16 protein-coding genes are annotated in these 18048 nt (G+C 39.8%); 7 read left to right on the forward strand and 9 right to left on the reverse strand.

Annotation, left to right across the window (positions count from 1 at the left end):
- Positions 1–13: 13 nt before the first annotated feature.
- Together GO816_RS07825 and GO816_RS07830 are read right to left on the reverse strand one after the other, a co-directional pair.
- Entirely contained in the window at positions 14–1783 is a 1770-nt protein-coding gene (locus tag GO816_RS07825) for a M56 family metallopeptidase (protein ID WP_198171456.1), read from the reverse strand.
- A 41-nt stretch (positions 1784–1824) separates the two neighbouring features.
- The gene (locus GO816_RS07830; protein WP_232336523.1) at positions 1825–2190 is read right to left on the reverse strand and encodes a BlaI/MecI/CopY family transcriptional regulator; all 366 of its coding nucleotides are present in this window, start codon (positions 2188–2190) and stop codon (positions 1825–1827) included.
- Positions 2191–2330: 140 nt separating this feature from the next.
- Here GO816_RS07830 and GO816_RS07835 point away from each other — a divergent pair, with 140 nt between their 5' ends.
- From GO816_RS07835 to GO816_RS07850, 4 genes are all read left to right on the forward strand, one after another.
- Entirely contained in the window at positions 2331–3188 is an 858-nt protein-coding gene (locus GO816_RS07835; protein ID WP_157540877.1) for an SDR family oxidoreductase, read from the forward strand.
- 95 nt (positions 3189–3283) lie between these two features.
- Entirely contained in the window at positions 3284–3775 is a 492-nt protein-coding gene (locus GO816_RS07840; RefSeq protein WP_157540878.1) for a c-type cytochrome, read from the forward strand.
- A 240-nt stretch (positions 3776–4015) separates the two neighbouring features.
- Positions 4016–6649, forward strand: a complete 2634-nt coding sequence (locus tag GO816_RS07845; protein WP_157540879.1) for a valine--tRNA ligase — start codon at positions 4016–4018, stop codon at positions 6647–6649.
- A 62-nt stretch (positions 6650–6711) separates the two neighbouring features.
- On the forward strand, positions 6712–8553 hold the full coding sequence (locus GO816_RS07850) for an ATP-binding protein (protein ID WP_157540881.1): 1842 nt from the start codon (positions 6712–6714) through the stop codon (positions 8551–8553).
- On the opposite strand, the gene GO816_RS07855 is transcribed toward GO816_RS07850, so the two are convergent.
- Entirely contained in the window at positions 8538–9014 is a 477-nt protein-coding gene (locus GO816_RS07855) for a type I restriction enzyme HsdR N-terminal domain-containing protein (protein ID WP_232336524.1), read from the reverse strand. The two genes, GO816_RS07850 and GO816_RS07855, sit on opposite strands and share 16 nt — an antisense overlap.
- Before the next feature lie 51 nt (positions 9015–9065).
- Between GO816_RS07855 and holA the strand changes: the two genes are divergently transcribed.
- Positions 9066–10088 carry a DNA polymerase III subunit delta gene (gene holA / locus GO816_RS07860; RefSeq protein ID WP_157540883.1) on the forward strand — a complete coding sequence of 341 codons (1023 nt, stop codon included), beginning with the start codon at positions 9066–9068 and terminating at the stop codon, positions 10086–10088.
- A gap of 21 nt (positions 10089–10109) precedes the next feature.
- On the opposite strand, the gene GO816_RS07865 is transcribed toward holA, so the two are convergent.
- Positions 10110–10313 carry a hypothetical protein gene (locus tag GO816_RS07865; protein ID WP_157540885.1) on the reverse strand — a complete coding sequence of 68 codons (204 nt, stop codon included), beginning with the start codon at positions 10311–10313 and terminating at the stop codon, positions 10110–10112.
- 171 nt (positions 10314–10484) lie between these two features.
- Here GO816_RS07865 and GO816_RS07870 point away from each other — a divergent pair, with 171 nt between their 5' ends.
- Positions 10485–12254: a sensor histidine kinase gene (locus GO816_RS07870; RefSeq protein ID WP_157540887.1), complete on the forward strand. Its 1770-nt coding sequence runs from the start codon at positions 10485–10487 to the stop codon at positions 12252–12254.
- Positions 12255–12341: 87 nt separating this feature from the next.
- On the forward strand, positions 12342–13553 hold the full coding sequence (locus tag GO816_RS07875; RefSeq protein WP_157540890.1) for an alpha/beta hydrolase: 1212 nt from the start codon (positions 12342–12344) through the stop codon (positions 13551–13553).
- A gap of 50 nt (positions 13554–13603) precedes the next feature.
- On the opposite strand, the gene GO816_RS07880 is transcribed toward GO816_RS07875, so the two are convergent.
- From GO816_RS07880 to GO816_RS07900, 5 genes are all read right to left on the reverse strand, one after another.
- Positions 13604–14365: an SDR family oxidoreductase gene (locus tag GO816_RS07880; protein WP_157540893.1), complete on the reverse strand. Its 762-nt coding sequence runs from the start codon at positions 14363–14365 to the stop codon at positions 13604–13606.
- 71 nt (positions 14366–14436) lie between these two features.
- On the reverse strand, positions 14437–14823 hold the full coding sequence (locus GO816_RS07885; protein WP_157540896.1) for a helix-turn-helix domain-containing protein: 387 nt from the start codon (positions 14821–14823) through the stop codon (positions 14437–14439).
- Between the two features lie 28 nt (positions 14824–14851).
- Entirely contained in the window at positions 14852–15280 is a 429-nt protein-coding gene (locus tag GO816_RS07890; RefSeq protein WP_157540898.1) for a hypothetical protein, read from the reverse strand.
- Positions 15281–15312: 32 nt separating this feature from the next.
- Positions 15313–15732 carry a response regulator gene (locus GO816_RS07895; protein WP_157540901.1) on the reverse strand — a complete coding sequence of 140 codons (420 nt, stop codon included), beginning with the start codon at positions 15730–15732 and terminating at the stop codon, positions 15313–15315.
- Complete coding sequence (locus GO816_RS07900) at positions 15719–17959, reverse strand: ATP-binding protein (protein WP_157540904.1); 2241 nt, start codon at positions 17957–17959, stop codon at positions 15719–15721. Before GO816_RS07900 ends, GO816_RS07895 begins: the two co-directional genes overlap by 14 nt.
- Between the last annotated feature and the right edge of the window lie 89 nt (positions 17960–18048).

Genomic DNA, 18048 nt, shown 5'->3' on the forward strand with positions numbered 1-18048 from the left:
AAAACTTGTAAACTCAATTGATTTTCTTTGGAGCGGCGGGCTTACCGGCTTTTTTCGTTTTAATAAATATAACGCCTGCGGCACCTTTATCTCCATAAGCCGTTGTGGTAGCCTTGTCTTTATGTACATCAATGCTTTCAATCAAATCGGGGTTCAATACTTCGTAGCCGCTTTGAGTTGATATTTTTCCATCTATAATCCACAATGGTTCGGGACCTTTTTCTTTTACCTTAATGGTGATCGGAACCTTGGTTTTTTCTTTTATCTCAATTTTGGGCGACGCTGCAACTTCATTTTTTATCTCATCAGTTATAGCTTTATCAATACTATCGCGCTTTTTCACTAATTCACTCACCCGTGGCGATGTGCTTTGTAAAGTGCCCAATAATGCTGATATATTGCCGTCATTACCATTCCCCTGATTGTTTTTATTGGTACCAATAGGAACGATGCTGATTTGAGCATGATTTGATGCTGATTTTTTCTCTGCACTCAGTTCTTTAAGTGTTTGCTGTAATAGTTGAATTGTTCCGCTTTCTTTCAACTTTTTGGAATGTATCACCACTGCCTGTTTATAAGCTCCAGCACCTAAAGTTTTTAATGCATCAATGTTCTTTAATACATCAATGCTTTCAATTTCAGACATATTAATGTTTTTGAAATCGGCATCAGTTCTTAACGCAACGCCATCGAATAGGTACAATACCGTATCAGATTTTACAAAGCTGATTTTAGGAGCAATTTTTATTTTAGGTGTATCAACACCCTTTACATTTTCCTTACTCACAAGGGTTGGTTTCAATATTAGCTGCTTAAGGGGTTTACTTGAGGGGGCTTTTTCTTTACTAACCGTGTCAATTACGAAATCTTTAGAAGCAGATAAATCATTGATTATTTTGTTCGTATTACTTTGAGCTTTTTCTAGCGTCTTGCGTATAAAAGCTGCTTTGGTTGTACCAAAGGTTAGTACGAGGCAAAGTGCAATAAGGCCAACGAAAGCATAGCGTGCAAGGCTAAACCTCGAAGATTTTTTTGAGTTCATCATCATAATTCGTTTTTTAATGGTTGAAATATTAAAGTGGTTAACTACGGCGTTGGGAGAGGAATTTAAACTTGCATACAGAAGACTGTACTGATAACTTTTTGCATCGGTACCTTGTTGTAGTATGTTACGGTCGGTTATAAATTCAAGATTATCGGCAACGGCTTTCTTCATCAGCCAAACGCCTGGATTAAACCAATGAAAAATCAGGCTCAGTTCGGCCAATAAAATATCAAGCGTATGCCATTGCTTTACGTGTACATGTTCATGAGCTACAATGGAATGAAGCTCTTGATGAGCATAATGGCGGGGATTGATATATATGCTTTGCCAGAATGAAAAAGGGTTAACCTTTTTGTCAATTGTACGTACCGGTATGCCAAAGATGTTTGCAGGCTTTGATTTGAAGTGTATGTTGAACAGCGACCAGAACTGAATGAACAGTCTAACACACATTACCGCAACACCCACCCAAAATATAGCTACAAGCCAATTCCAGTAATTATGTTCAACGGGGTAAGCAACATATATAACCGTGTCGCTCATACCTGTAACAACAGCCTTTATAGGTTGCAATGGCACCGCAAGTTTTTCGTTACGTTGTATAAACCAATCAATATTAACGAACGGACAGGCGGTAGAGAATAAAATAGCCGCTACAAGGTACACCCGGTTGAGTGTATAAAAAGTGAGTTTGCGTAACACACTGTAGTAGCCAATGCAAAATAATACTAGGGCCACATTTACTTTCAATAAATATATTATTAAAGCCGGCATACAGGTTATGATTTTTGGTTTTCAATCAGGTTAATTATTTCCTTCAGTTCTTCGGCACTTATCTTTTTATCTTTTGCAAAAAAGGTTACTAACTCTTTGTAAGAGTTTTGAAAATAGTTACTTACAAAACCCTTCATGAAGCGCTTTTTATAGTCTTCCTCCTTAATAACCGGAAGGTATTTAAAGCTATTACCCTGTTTAATGCTTTTAACAAATGCTTTGCGTTCTAAATTTTTCACCGTTGAGGCCAAAGTGGTGTAGGGCGGTTTAGGTTCGAGTATCAAATCCAGAAAATCTTTTATAAAACCTTCACCGGCTTGCCATACTGCCTGCATGGCATCTTCCTCTTGTTGTGACAATTTTTCCATCATTCTACGATAACTTCGTAAATCTACGAAAGTTTCGTAGATTTTAAAATATATTTTATTTTTTTTAACGCCGGGTTTTGACCTGACCTTAACAATACTCCGCGTTTAACTAAGTAAGTTTGTGGTTATACATTAAACTGCTTATGCCCTTCAGAACAACCGTTATTACCGGAGCAACATCAGGAATTGGAAAAGAAACAGCTTTAGCGCTTGCCAAAATAGATCATGCACTGTATTTGCTTGTGCGTGATGTGGAGAAAGGGGAGGCATTAAAGAGAGATTTAGTTGCTCAATCGGGTAACCGCAGCATATTTGTAATTTACTGCGATTTAAGTGATATGCAAACGGTAGTTGATGCCGCCAACGAACTTAAGGGCAGGCTGTTTGCAATTAACGTTCTCATCAATAATGCCGGCGGTGTCAATAATACCCGTAAAGAAACTAAAGACGGTATTGAACTTACATTTGGCATGAACCATTTAGGGCATTTTTTGCTTACCCAAAGCCTTATGCCGTTGCTACGCAAAGGGCAGGCGCGGGTGATTAATTTGAGTTCAGTTGCGCATAAAATGGCTAGGCCGCAGCTGTTAAATGATGTACAATTTAAAGCTGACTATTCGGGTTGGAAGGCTTATGCACTGGCAAAACTTTGCAATATATATTTCACCAAAGCACTTACTGAGCGTTTTGCACAGGACGGAATTACATCATACGCAGTACACCCAGGGGTAGTGAAAACTGATTTTTGGTCGGGCATGAGCGGCTTAAAGAAGTTTTTGCTCATGTTTATAAATCCTTTCATGATTTCAGCAGAGCAAGGTGCTAAAACATCTATATATCTGGCCGGCGCCGCTAAGTTGAGTCCTAAACTTAATGGTCAATACTTTAAAAAAGGCAAACCGGTAAAACCAACACTTGCAGCGCAAAATCAGTCGGCACGAAACAAATTGTGGCAAATAAGTGAAAGACTAACCGAAAAATTTACCCGTGAAACTTATTAGTAACTGATAAGAAAGTGTTGTAACATTTTACTGTCATAATAATGTAATGTTGGCTGTTTGGTTTATATTTACATCAAAACCAATTCGCTATTGTTATGACCATTAAAAAGAATTTTGTTGTTGCTTTAGGAATGCTTGCCAGCGTTGTTTTCATTTCAACCACTGCAATGCAAACAGAAAAAGTTCAGGACGAAAAGAAGTTCAAGAACTTAAAAGTTCTTCCTAAAAATATTTCTGAAAAGCAGCTTGATGGTGTGATGGATGAGTGGGCGGCTGCGTTAGGGGTAAGATGTAATTTTTGTCATACCCGTAACGAGGAAACCAAACGCATGGATTTTGCTTTAGATAGCAAGCCCGAGAAAGAAATGGCCCGCAAAATGTACCGTATGACGGCCACTATCAACAAAAAATATTTTGATGCAGGTAAAGATTCCATAGGCCGTGTAATGGAACTAGGTGTTAATTGTAATACCTGTCATAAAGGTTCATCACACCCCGAACTTAAAGCAGCTTACGTACCGCGTGCCCGTAGGCCACAAACTCCGCCACCAGCACAGCAACCAGCCCCTGCGCCGGTTCAAAATTAGTTATAACATTAATCGATATCAAAAGCTGCAGCAAGGCTTTATTATAGTTAATATCAGCCCTTACATTCAACTGTAAGGGCTTTTTTATTGGTGTATAAACTGATTTAAACCATGTTTAAATGCGCGTTTGATTTGAATAAAGTATTAAGTTACAATATGGGTAGCAATGCGCTGATTATCAAAATTTCGTTTATGCTTTAGTATGATGGTTATTGCCGCAAAACATTATTTTTGTAGGCTATGAGTATTTCAAAAACCTATCAGTTTAGTGAAGTTGAAGATAAATGGTATAGCTATTGGCTTGAGCACAAATTTTTTAAATCGGTGCCTGATGAACGCGAACCATACACTATAGTTATACCCCCGCCCAATGTTACAGGTGTGTTGCATATGGGCCACATGTTAAATAATACTATTCAGGATGTATTGATACGCCGTGCCCGTATGAAAGGCAAAAATGCCTGCTGGGTTCCCGGTACCGACCATGCCAGTATTGCCACCGAAGCTAAGGTGGTAAACATGCTTAAAGAGCGTGGTATTGCCAAGGCAGATCTATTACGCGAAGACTTTTTAAAGTATGCCTGGGAGTGGAAAGAAAAATACGGCGGTATAATCCTTGAACAATTAAAAAAATTGGGTGCATCATGTGACTGGGACCGTACCCGTTTTACCATGGAGGACGATATGTCTGAAGCGGTAATTGACACATTTATCCACCTTTACAAAAAAGGCTGGATTTATCGTGGTGTACGCATGATTAACTGGGATCCGAGAGGATTGACTGCAGTATCTGATGAAGAGGTTATCCGTAAAGAAGTAAACCAAAAGCTTTATTACATAAAATATGCTTTAACCGAGGCCGAAGGGGATGCTACGCACATAATGATAGCTACCACGCGCCCCGAAACTATAATGGCTGACAGTGCCGTTTGTATAAACCCAAATGATGAGAGGTATACGCATTTGCATGGCAAAACAGTTAAAGTTCCGCTTATTAACCGTGAAATACCTGTAATACTTGACGAGTACGTTACCATGGATTTTGGTACCGGTTGCTTAAAGGTTACACCTGCGCATGATTTGAATGACTACGAGCTGGGGCAAAAACATAATTTGCCAGTAATTGACATTTTAAATGATGACGGTACACTTAACGATAAAGCCGAGATATTGATTGGTGAAGACCGTTTTGCCGCCCGTAAAAAAATTGCTGTGCTGCTTGAGGAGGCCGGAGCTTTGGAAAAGGTAGAAGAGTACCGTTCACAAGTTGGTTTTTCAGAACGTACTGACGCCGTGATTGAACCTAAACTTTCAATGCAATGGTTTTGCAAAATGAAAGAAATGGCGCAGCCAGCGTTAGATTACGTTTTAAACGGCGAGGTAAAGCTTATACCCGATAAGTTTATTAATACTTATCGCCATTGGATGGAAAACGTGCGCGACTGGAACATTAGCCGCCAATTGTGGTGGGGACAGCAAATACCTGCCTGGTACCTGCCTAATGGCCAGTTTGTAGTAGCAAAAACCTTGGAGGAAGCCCTTGCAGAAGCACAAAGCATTGATGCCACGCTTACAGCTGCCGATTTACGTCAGGACGAAGATGTGGTTGATACCTGGTTTTCATCTTGGTTATGGCCTATCTCAGTATTTGATGGTTTTAAAAATCCTGATAACGCGGATATAAATTATTACTACCCCACCAATGATTTGGTTACCGCACCCGAGATATTATTCTTTTGGGTGGCGCGTATGATCATGGCCGGTCATGAGTTTAAGGGTAAAGCTCCTTTTAAAAACGTTTACCTTACCGGTATAGTTCGTGATAAATTGGGCCGCAAAATGTCTAAACAGTTGGGTAACTCGCCCGATCCGATTGATTTGATTGGTAAGTACAGTGCCGATGGTGTACGTGTAGGTATGCTGATGTGTTCGCCTGCCGGTAATGACCTTATGTTTGACGAAAGCTACTGTGAGCAGGGACGTAACTTTGCCAATAAGATATGGAATGCTTTCCGTTTGGTGAAAGGCTGGGAGGTTGATGCAACTTTGCCTGCAAGCAACGCAATAGCGGTAAACTGGTTTAACAGTCGATTTAACGAAGCGCTAGCTGAAATTGAAGATCTGTTTGCACAATATCGCCTTTCTGAAGCTATTATGGCAGTTTACAAGCTTGTTTGGGATGATTTCTGCGCGTGGTACCTTGAGATGGTGAAACCCGCCTACCAACACCCTATAGATGCCGAGAGCTTTAACGCTACTGTTAAGTTTTTTGAAAACATACTTAAGTTGTTGCATCCGTTTATGCCGTTTTTAAGCGAGGAGTTATGGCACGATGAGCTTTTTGGTGAGCGCAATGCACAAGACTGTTGCATAGTTGCACAATTACCCGAAATTGAGCAAACCAATACACAGTTGCTTGCTGATATTGAAAAACTGAAACAAGTAATTACAGAAATACGTAATACGCGGAACACAAAACAATTATCACCTAAAGAAGCTTTAGAACTGCATGTAAAACAAAGTTCAGCGGTGGATTACCAATCGTTTGTGCCCGTTATAAGCAAGTTAGGTAACGTTAGCTCGGTTAACTTTACCAATGATAAAATTGCCGGTGCAGCAAGCTTTATGGTATCAACCGATGAGTTTTTTATACCATTAGCCAATAATATTGATGCAGAAGCAGAAATTGCTCGTTTACAAAAAGATAAAGAATATTTAGTGGGCTTCTTAAAGTCGGTAAATGCTAAATTATCTAACGAGAAATTCGTGAACAATGCTAAACCTGAAATTATTGAAAATGAAAGGAAGAAGCAGGCAGATGCCGAAGCTAAACTTCAGATCATTGAAGAGAACCTTAAGTTTTTGGCAATCTAATTGCAATGTGTAAACCAGTTAATACCCGATACATTAATAATATTTTAACTTACCTATAAGTAATGAGCACAGCAGCAGGTTTTTCAAACCTCTCTATAAAGAATATCTTGTCTGACGAGCAAACAATGCTCGCTCAGGCACGTATTCGCTTATTGTATTACGGGTTAGGGTTGGTGTTTGTAGCGGTGTTTGCTGTATTTTTAAGTGTTTTGTTTATCGACCAAACACCGCTCATTGTAATAGCTGGCGGGGTACTGGTGCTAATTGCAGGTTTATTCAAGTACCTCACATGGAAAGCCGATTGGAAAACGGTTTCGCACGCACTGCTTGCTGTAGGAACCATTATTAACCTGGCTGATGCCTTTGTCATATTCCAAAAGGTTGATATATTGTCCATCCAATTAGTACTGCTCTTCATCATTTTTGGTTTCTATATGTTAGGGCAAAACTGGGGATTGTTTTATTCCTTGGTTAACTTGCTGCCTATTGTATTGCTCATGATTTACTCATACAGCAATTTGTATATCATAGGCATACGCCCCGAAAAGTTAGACCAATCGACATTGATTATAAGTGTGCTCACCAATTTTATTATGATGGTGTACATTCATAATCACTTTTACAATGCGTTTTTAAAGAACATTGTACAGCTTAAAAAAACAGGTGAGGAGCAGTCTCGCCTGAATATAAACCTTGAACAAGCAATTGATAAGGCCGAAAAATCGTCGCACGCTAAGTCGGAGTTTTTGTCTACCATGTCGCATGAAATACGCACGCCCCTGAATGCGGTTATTGGTATGAGTAATTTGCTGATGATGGGCAATCCGAGGCCTGACCAGCAGGAGAATCTTGAGATATTAAAGTTTTCGGCTAATAACCTATTGGCCATTGTTAACGATGTTCTCGATTTTAATAAAATTGAGTCGGGCAAAGTGGTTTTCGAAAACATACGGTTTAACCTGGCCGAATTGATGCACAACATCTGCGGCGGGCAAATTATCAAAGCGAACGAAAAAGGACTTATTTTTAAATTAAAGATTGACGACGTTTTTCGTAATAAGACCGTAATTGGCGATCCAACCCGTATAACCCAAATTATATTTAACCTGGTAAGTAACGCCATTAAATTTACCCGGCAGGGTTATGTTGAGGTTAAAGTAAACTGCATTGAAGACAGACACAATCAGGTGGTTGTGCGCTTTTCGGTAAAAGACTCGGGTATTGGTATTGAGGGTGACAACCTCACCGCAATTTTTGAACCTTTTACACAAGAATCAGTAACTACAACGCGCCAATATGGTGGTACTGGATTAGGTCTTGCTATTGTTAAACGCCTGTTGGAGCTTAAAGGCGTTCAAATGGAGGTTAAAAGCAAGCCAGGACAGGGATCAGAATTCTTGTTCAGCCTTGAGCTTCCTGTAGCAACAGATAAACCTGAAGAACATGCCGATAAGCCAAGAATTGCGCCGCAACATGATTCGGAACTAAGTAACCTGCACATACTTGTTGCAGAGGATAATGTGGTTAATACTATGCTGATGAAGAAATTCTTCAGTAAGTGGCAGGTACAATCTTCATTTGCCGAAAATGGAGAGCGAGCTGTGGAGATGATGCAGTATGGCAATTTTGATATTGTATTGATGGACTTGCAAATGCCTGTAATGAATGGCTTTGAGGCCGCAACGGAAATAAGAAAGCTGCCCGATGGCGTAAAATCGTCGGTACCAATCATTGCATTAACGGCATCGGCCCTAACCGATATCAGAGAAAAGGTATTTAGTGCCGGCATGAATGATTATGTATCCAAGCCATTTAAGCCCGACGAGTTGAAAGAAAAGATTGTGACGCTGGTTAAACGTAAAGCATCGGTAACATCAGCAACTTTCAATCAACCTGCATTATAATCGGGCAAGTCTCTAAGAAACGAGTAGGTGTTAGCTTCAAAATTAATACTGCAGTAATAGTGCTGCAATCCGTTGGTTACAGCCAATAGTTTTATACGATGAGTTATGTTGTAACGGGCTATCTGATCAAATACCTTCTGATCAATTTTTACGCCTGGGGCCTTGCACTCAACCATCAGTAATTTGTTTGCATCGGTGGCATACACTACAATGTCTGACCGGCGGGCCATTCCATTTAACTTTAGTCCGCCTTCAAGTTTAATTAATCCCTTAGGATACTTTTTATCGTTTATTAAGTACTGCACAAAATGCTGGCGCACCCATTCTTCAGGTGTAAGCATAATTTTACGTTTTCTTATCTCATCAAAAACATACAGCTGATTATTTTCATCGGTTATTTTAAAAGGGTACGGAGGAAGCGCTAAGGGCTGTAACAAATCCATCGGGGCTAAATTCATCATTATATCTGCCAAATCCTAACCGCTTATTCGTAAATTCACGGCCTGTAAAGAATGACCGCTAACGACATTATTAAAGACATAAAGAGCCGCAAGTTTAAGCCACTATATCTGCTTCATGGCGATGAACCTTATTTCATTGACCTTGTGGGCAATTATATGGAAAGCCATATCCTGTCTGACGCTGAAAAGGGATTTAATCAAACAGTACTTTACGGTAAAGATACCGATATAATGACGGTGCTAAACGCTGCCAAGCGTTACCCTATGATGGCCGATTACCAGGTTATCATTATTAAAGAAGCACAGGATATGAAATGGGGTAAGGAAGATGCTGATAAAAAAGGTATTAACCCTGTTTTGAGCTACTTCGAAAATCCGCTGAATACTACGATACTTGTTTTTTGTTACAAGTATGGCAAATTTGATAAGCGTAAAAAGGCATACAAGTTTATTGAAAAAAACGGGTTGGTGTTTGAGTCGGCATCAATGTATGATAACAAAATACCAAGTTGGATAGAAAGCTACGTTACTGAAAAGAACTATCAGATTAGTGCGCAGGCTGCGGCTATGCTGTGCGAATATTTAGGTAACGACTTGTCTAAGATTGCCAACGAGATAGATAAGTTGATGCTCAACATTTCCGCAGGGCAGGAAATCAACCTAAAGCACATCCAGGATAACATTGGAATAAGTAAAGAATACAATGTTTTCGAGCTACAATCGGCTTTAATTAAAAAAGACGTACTAAAGGCCAATCAAATTGTGAATTACTTTGAAGCAAATCCCAAGGCCAATCCAATAGTGCTTACACTGGGAAACTTAAATAACTTTTTTTCAAAGGTGCTGATGTATCATTATGTGAAAGATAAAACGCCCAAAAGTGTTGCCAGCGAACTGGGCGTTAATCCATACTTCATTAAAGATTATGAAGCCGCTTCAAGAGGGTTTGACTATTACAAAACAACGCTTATTATAGGTTGGCTGAGGGAGTATGATTTGAAAAGCAAAGGAATGAACTCCAACGCTTCACATGGAGAGTTATTGAAAGAGCTGGTGTTTAAAATATTGCATTAATCACCAGCTTTTAATTCATGTTTACAAGTTATCGTCAGCCGGTGGTTGCGGTGCATAATCTTCATCAAATGCAAGTTCATCTTCGCTAAACATTCGCACTTCGCCCGATTGTAACTCAACTTCAACCATGCTGCCTTCTTCAGTTTGGTTAATGTTTACTGTACCTTTTTCGTCAGTTTCATTAATAACAACCTGGTCGCCGTATTCAAAAAGTCCGTTTCTCATAAATCAAGTTTATTAATTAACTTTTAGTTTCGGCCTTTGTTTGTGTGTCAAACAAATGTTGGCTTGAAAAATATGGCATTGGCAAACATTATAACAAAATAGTATTTATTTCATATCGGATGCCATTTATAATTGTAACTTTCATGCTTTATTGTTACGCGTATTACATTAATGAACTTTCATCTACTGCTTGATGCTGAAGGACGATTTGTACAGGTAAGCAAAGGTTTTGAAAATTGGTTAACAGTACCAGCTTCAAACCTTGAGGGAAGGTTTATTACGGAATTTATTCGCTCGGCTCATCTGCGCAGTCTTAATAATTTTATAGGTCAAAAAATTCCTGGTGACAGCCTTGAGTTAAACAAGGCGGTTTTTAAAGGCACTGGAGAAATACACAAATGGGCTAATTTAACTTTCTCAATACTTACACCTAGTAGTACGGCCACTAACATAATGGTAAGCGTGCAAGCCATTGATGATAGTGGTGCAGCCGCTATTAGCAAGCTTAAGCAAGCTAATTTCAACTTTTTTAATGCCCATCCTCACGGCGTTATCAATATTGATGTTGATGGCAGTGTTCTGCATAGCAATGCACAGGTCACACATGACACCGGATTTTCATTAGAAGTATTACAGCAACACGGTTTGTTAAACCTGGTGACCGCTAAAAATCGTATGGATGCTATACGTGGTTTTATAGCGGCAACTAAGCAAGCAAAGTCATCATCGTTAGACGTACAAATTTATACTGAAGGTCAGGAATTGCTTTTTGTTAATTTAACAATTGTTCCGGTGGTGTTTGATGGGCAAACGGTTGAGCTATATGCTATTGTAAAAAACATAGGCGAACATATTGCATTACAGCAAACACTTAAAAAGCTTTCAATAGTTGCAAACAAAGCTACCAATGGTGTAGCCGTGTTAGATAGTGACTTCAGTATTGAACTCATTAATGACGTTTTCCTCAAAATGTGCGGACACCCGCGCGATTACATTATAGGTAAGCGCCTGAGCGATTTAATAACCCGTGAGGACGTTGATGATATTGTACTGGAAGAGGGGAGAGCAAATTTGCTAAACGGTGTGGCTATTGAACGTGAACTTGAATGCTTCCGGAGCGATGGATCAAGCTTTTGGAACTTCATTAAGCTTACGCCAATTATGAGCAGCGAGGGCAAAATGGAGATGTGCATAACCGTGCATACGGACATTACCGATAAAAAGAAGGCTGAACTAGAACTCCGCATGCTGGCAGATGATCTATATCGTCAAAATAAGGAATTACACCAGTTTGCTTACATTGTGTCGCACAACATGCGTTCACCGGTGGCTAATATTGTTGGGTTGGCAAATTTACTTGAATTGTTCAAAGATGATCCTGAAACCCAGTCGCAAACACTTAAAGAGCTAACCAAATCGGTAAATAACCTCGACACTGTAATAAAGGACTTAAGTTATATACTTACCATCAACAACGCCAATAAGGAACTCCTTAAAGAACCTGTAATACTACAGGATTTACTACAGCAGGTAATGGTTGATTTGCAGCCCCAGATATTGGTAACCGATGCTGATATTTCAATTCAAACCAAACCATTGGTTTTACGCACAAATCGCGCTTACATTTACAGCATATTTTATAACCTTATCAGTAATGCTATAAAGTATAAATCGCACTTACGGCCGTTCATCAAAATTGATTTTTATCAAACAGAGTCACACACGGTGCTTTACGTAGCTGATAACGGTAAGGGTATTGATATAGAAAAGCACGCGCACGATTTATTTAAGCCTTACAAACGTTTTGATTTTAAGGTTGAAGGTAAGGGTTTAGGGCTATTTTTGGTAAAAAGCCATGTGGAGGCTTTAGGCGGCAGCCTAACCGTTAAAAGTGAGTTGAACAAAGGCTCCACGTTTTACATTAAAATACCGTTTGCTTAATTAGAGTGTAAATAATTGATTATTTAGCAGTTGCTTTTGAAGGAATTTAGTTTATTTTTAAGCAAAATTTCCATCACCCAAATAAAAATGAAATTCAATTTACGTGTTATAAGCGTTGTACTAATTGCATTATTTGTTGCCACAGGATGCAAAAAAGATAAAAAAGAAGAGCAAAGCCAGGAAGATGCTGGCAAGGAGCTTTTCGTATCGGCTAATCCGTTGCAAACATTAACTAAAGTGCAATTGCAAACGGCAGCTTCACTAATGGGATTTGGTGCTTTTTCATCATCCTTGAAATATGATGTTGACTTTTACAGGTTTATTTATAACACTACTTTTAAAGGCAGGAAAATACAAGCATCAGGTTTGCTTTGTGTACCGGGAGGAATGAGTGGTACACCTGCAATGTTAAGCGCCCAGCATGGTACTATATTCGCCGATTTTCAGGCACCATCAGCTTTTAACTTTCCGGGAAGCATGACCGGGTTTGAATTATTTGCATCAACCGGTTTTGTGACCGTAATCCCCGATTTTATAGGTTATGGGGTTTCTAAGGATATTATACATCCGTATTATGATATGCAATCATCAGGTCAGGCTGTGGTTGATATGATTAAGGCAGCTAAGTACTATTTAAAATCGCAAAATAAAAGTATAAGTGAAAAGCTTTTTTTAATTGGATACTCGGAGGGAGGTTATGTAACTATGGCTGCCCAACGCGAAATTGAAACCAACGCCAGCCATAAACTTACCGTAACTGCAGCTGCCGAAGGCGCCGGAGGTTATGATATTAGCGGCATGCTTGCTACTGTGGCTACAAAAACAAGTTACCCCGATCCGTCTTTCTTTGCGCTGTTCATCCAAAACTATAATACACTTTATGGTTTCAATCGCCCGTTGACTGATTATTTTAAAGAGCCCTTTGCAAGCAGAATAAATACGCTACTTGACGGAACCTTAAAGGGTGACCAGATCAATGCGCAGCTAACCCTGAGTTTAAGAGATTTATTTAATACTAACTTTTTTAACAGCCTTAACAGCGCCGGGGCCGAAGCTGCTTTTAAAGCTAAGGTTGCGGAAAATAGTTTTCCCAACTGGGCTCCAAAAAGCGCTACACGCTTGTATCATGGTACTGCAGATGAGAATGTTTATTACCAAACATCTGAGAGTACTTATAACCGCTTTTTACCGGTAACTGGTTCTGCCAAATTATCATTAATACCTATTCCAGGAGGAAATCATGGGTCAAGCGTAGTACCAATGATGGGAGATGCTTTGCAATGGTTCAGCACATTTTAAACATAAAAAAGCCCGGTATTTAATACCGGGCTTTTTTATGTTTGCTTATTTTATAAATGTATACCGCCCGATACTTCAATGCGTTGTGCGTTTACCCATTTGGCATCATCGGTACATAAAAAAGCTACAACGCTGCCAATATCATCAGCTTTGCCAACACGGCCCAGTGCAGTTTGCGAAGCAATCATTTTATTCAACTGCTCATTATCACGTACAGCGCCACCGCCAAAATCAGTTTCTATTGCACCCGGGGCAACAACATTTACCCTTATCTGGCGCGCACCTAATTCCAGCGCCTGGTAGCTTGTAAGTGTTTCAATAGCGCCTTTCATAGCCGCATAAGCACCATAACCTGCAAGACTAAAACGTGCTAAGCCGGTGGATATATTTACTATCCCGCCACCATCATTCATTAATTTTATTGCTTTTTGAGTTAAGAAGAATGTGCCTTTGAATTGGATGTTTAATAAATCATCAAACTGTTGTTCGGTTGTTTCGGCAAACGGGGCGTACAGGCCAACACCGGCATTATTCACCAAGTAATCCAGCTTATCGGTACCAAATGTGTTTCTAAGGGCTGTTGTTACCTCTTCAAAAAAACTGTCAAAACTACTGGTTTGGCCTACATTAAGTTGCAGTGCAACGGCTTGTTGTCCTAAGGTTTCAATCTCTTTAACCGTTTGGTCTGCTTCCTCTTTTTTGCTGTTATAGGTTAATATAACGTTCAATCCCTTTTTCGCAAGATTGATGGCCATGTCTTTACCTAGGCCGCGGCTGCCGCCGGTTACAAGTGCAATTTTTGATTGTGTCATAGATAATAGTTGTTTACTATAACCCAAAATTATGCGAGGTGCAGCTCAAAAAAAGGTGTACCCTTCAGAATTTATAAAGCCGATGACAGTATTTGTTTTCGATACTGCCTTGGTGTAAAACCTGTCATTCCCTTAAAGAATTTTGTGAAGTTAGTTGGATCATCATAAGCAAATTTGTAACCTATTTGCGCAACCGATAAGTCAGACTCAGCAAGCAGCTTTTTTGCTTCATCAACAATGCGCTGCTCCATGTAATCACAAGGCGACCTGCCCGTTGTAAGTTTAAGCGTATTGGTCAGGTGTCTCGAATCAATAAACAACAAACCGGCAAAGGTTTTAGCCGCGTAACGCTTACGATGCTCGCCACTCATCAACTTACTTACATGGTCTTCATACAAAGCCAAAAAATCGCGGGTAATTTCGTCTTTACGGGTGAGGATGGTTTGAGGTAAATCCATCACCAAAGCTAATCAACAGGTTGTGTTTTTACAACTTGTCTATATCTACCTGGTCGGGGCCGTTAAGCTTGGCTACGTGGCAGGCACATCTTCCGCCAGATATTTTGTAGTCTACCTTAACTACCTTACCGTCGTTACGAGTAATCTGCAGTTGTATGTCGGTGCCTTTTTCCGAAAAGTTTCGTCGTTGGCTGTCGTCGGCTACAATCAGCGTTTTAGCGTTATCAGGAGTGTTGGGCAAATCATTGCTTAGCTTAATTTCTTTGCCACCCGCAACGTCAATAATTTTGTACGATTTAAATTCAGCCTCGGTACCTGCGGTTGATATAATCTTAACAGGTATCATCTTAAATTCCTCGGTACACATTACAATAGGGCAGCCTGAAGCTGAACCTGTTTGTTGCGACTTACACGCGGCTGTTAGCAGTAAAACAGCAAGTATGGGCTTTAAATTCATAATGTTGTTAACTGTTATTAAACGAGTATGTTTTAGGCTACTGATATGGTATTAAGCCAAAAGTCAGAGATAGAATTAAGGCACTTAACCACATTGTTGTAACCCATAGGCTTAGTAACGAACGCATTTGCGCCCGATTCTAATGATGTGCGTATATCAACCGGATTGTCAGAAGTCGAAAAAATTAGCGCAGGCACATAGCGCAACGCCGGCGTTTCCTTTATTTTTCTTAACAAATCTAACCCAGACAGGCCCGGTAAGTTTAAGTCAATAAGTATTAAACGCGGTTTAACTTTGTTTTCAACCAGTGTATCTAAAGTATTTAATGCCAATGTGCCATCTTCAACTACGTGAAGTTTGGTTTTGCCACCATTTATTTGGCCAATGGCACGCTCAACAACGTCAATAAAGTCTTCGTTGTCTTCAATATATAAAATATCAGGCGCTCCCATTTCCACTTTTCTTAAATGCTACATAAAATATCGTGCCAACTCCCAATTCGCTCTCCACCCATATGCGGGCATTATGCTTTTCAATAATTCTTTTTACAATAGCTAAACCAACTCCAGTACCCTCATAGCTACGTACGTTGTCCATGCGTTTGAATAAATCAAAAATTCGGTTATAGTAGTTCAAATCAATACCAACGCCGTTATCCGAAATTTCGTATACAACTTCGCTATTTATTTCTTTGCCACTTACCTTTACCTTTGGTGGGTTGGATTTGGCAGAATATTTAACAGCATTGTTTAACAGGTTTGCAAAAACCTGGGTAATCATAGTACGGTCGCCCAAAAGGGGAGGAGTATCTCCTAAACTGAATTCTAAATTTGGTACATTAAGTGCTACAACCAGGTCACTCTTGATATCCTTGAGCAACCTTTCCATATCAATTTGATTGTACTCAATTTCAGCTCTGCCAACGCGCGAATAATTCAAAACCTCTTTAATAAGGAAGTTCAGTTTATCGGCTCCGCCAATTACCTTTTTTAATATCCGACGGGCATCATCGTCAAGGCTGGTATTTGACTCCAGCAGTAGCTCCGAATAGTTTTTTATAGTTGAAAGAGGTGTACGCAAATCATGAGAAATTGTAAAGCTAAATGTGTCAAGCTCTTCATAGGCCTGTTTAAGTTTCTCGTTCAGCGTGCGTATTTCATTTGCCTGACGGTTTATAGCATAAACAACATCCTCACGCAATTTCAATACCGTTGCAATTTCTTCGCGAGTCCACCGGTCTGATGTATTTTTAACCGTCTGCGACCACACATCAAATGACTTACGCGGCGATAGCGTTAATTGCCCTTGCTCATCAATTTCGGCTGGCTTTTCGGGATTGCCTGCCCAATTTATAGTAGTAACTTGCTCGGGCTTAAACCACATCATCAGTTCGCCCATTTCTTTTGATAGCGTACAGGCAAGCAGGCCGCTGGCTACGTCACTGTATTCTTTAGCCTGGTTATGCAACTCGGGTAATTGATGTGTATGGAATACCCTATCCTGCATATTGCGTTTCAGCCATGCATTCAGTTCCTTTATCTGTTCGTCATTTGGCGTTTGGCCAAGCTTAATCACCTGGTCTTCAAAAATCAAAACAGCGCCGGTAGCATCGCAAACATCAAGTATAGTTGAATTTTGCTCAGTAATTATAGATGATACGCTACCACCTTTGCGCAGTTGCCTTGAAAGCGCATCATAAGCTGCTTTATAATCCTCGCTGCGCGCAAGTAATTCTTCATCCTGCTTAAACTCAAGTGCAGAAGATATGATTTGTCCTATGAGTTTTGAAGCTTCGCGTGCCTTATAATTTATAAAACGTGGAGTGTAATTATGACATGCAATCAATCCCCAAAGTTCATCACGGTACATGAGCGAAATACTGAAGCTTGATGCGACGCCCATATTTTTTAAATATTGGATGTGAATAGGCGATACCGCTCTTAACGTGGAATGGGTAAGATCAATAGGTTGCGCCTCTCCATTAACGGGCAGCGTTAGTATTGGAGATGCCTCAGTATCAACATCTGCAATTATGCGTGTAAGGTTAATTTTGTAAAGCTCGCGCGCTTGTTTAGGTATATCACTTGCCGGGTAATGTAAGCCTAAAAAAGGGTCGAGATGATTTTCCTTTACTTCGGCTACAACTTCTCCGTGCCCGTCGTCAGAAAACTTGTAAATCATTACCCGATCGTATCCAATCAGTGTCTTTATTTGTTCGGCAGCGTTATTAAGCAGGTGCTTTAATTGCTTGCCCGAAAGCATTTCTGTAACTGACCTTCCGATGGTTTTTTGTATATCTATCTCGGTAGCACTGCTTGTAGGCTCAAACTCCAATAAATAAAAGTTAGCAACCTGAGACATGATTAGGTTATAGCTTACATCGCCTGAATCGATTCTAAAAGGATTAATTGTTTCAAAGCTTTTAGCATGCTTGCCTAACTGCAGCATTTGATTAAGGCCTATTGTTTCGCCAGGCAGCAAAATCTGCTCAAGATTTTTCAAATCATTACCTAGTAATTCCTCCGCTTTCACCGGTAAAAAATCACTGATGTTTTCGCTCAGATAGGTGATAATGCACTTACTATCAACAGCAACTAAAAATCCATGCGCTTGAACCTTGCCGGGTATATGGATAGGTTCCTTATCGCAATTGGTTAAATCTACTTTATAATCACTCATTTATATGTTTTCACAGGTTGTTGATTAAGTAAACGGTTCAATTTACTTAAAATGGCAGAATGCAAGCACTTAAACGCAAAATTGTAGTT

Source organism: Mucilaginibacter aquatilis, from assembly GCF_009755275.1.
In the GTDB taxonomy this organism is placed as follows: Bacteria; Bacteroidota; Bacteroidia; order Sphingobacteriales; family Sphingobacteriaceae; genus Mucilaginibacter; species Mucilaginibacter aquatilis.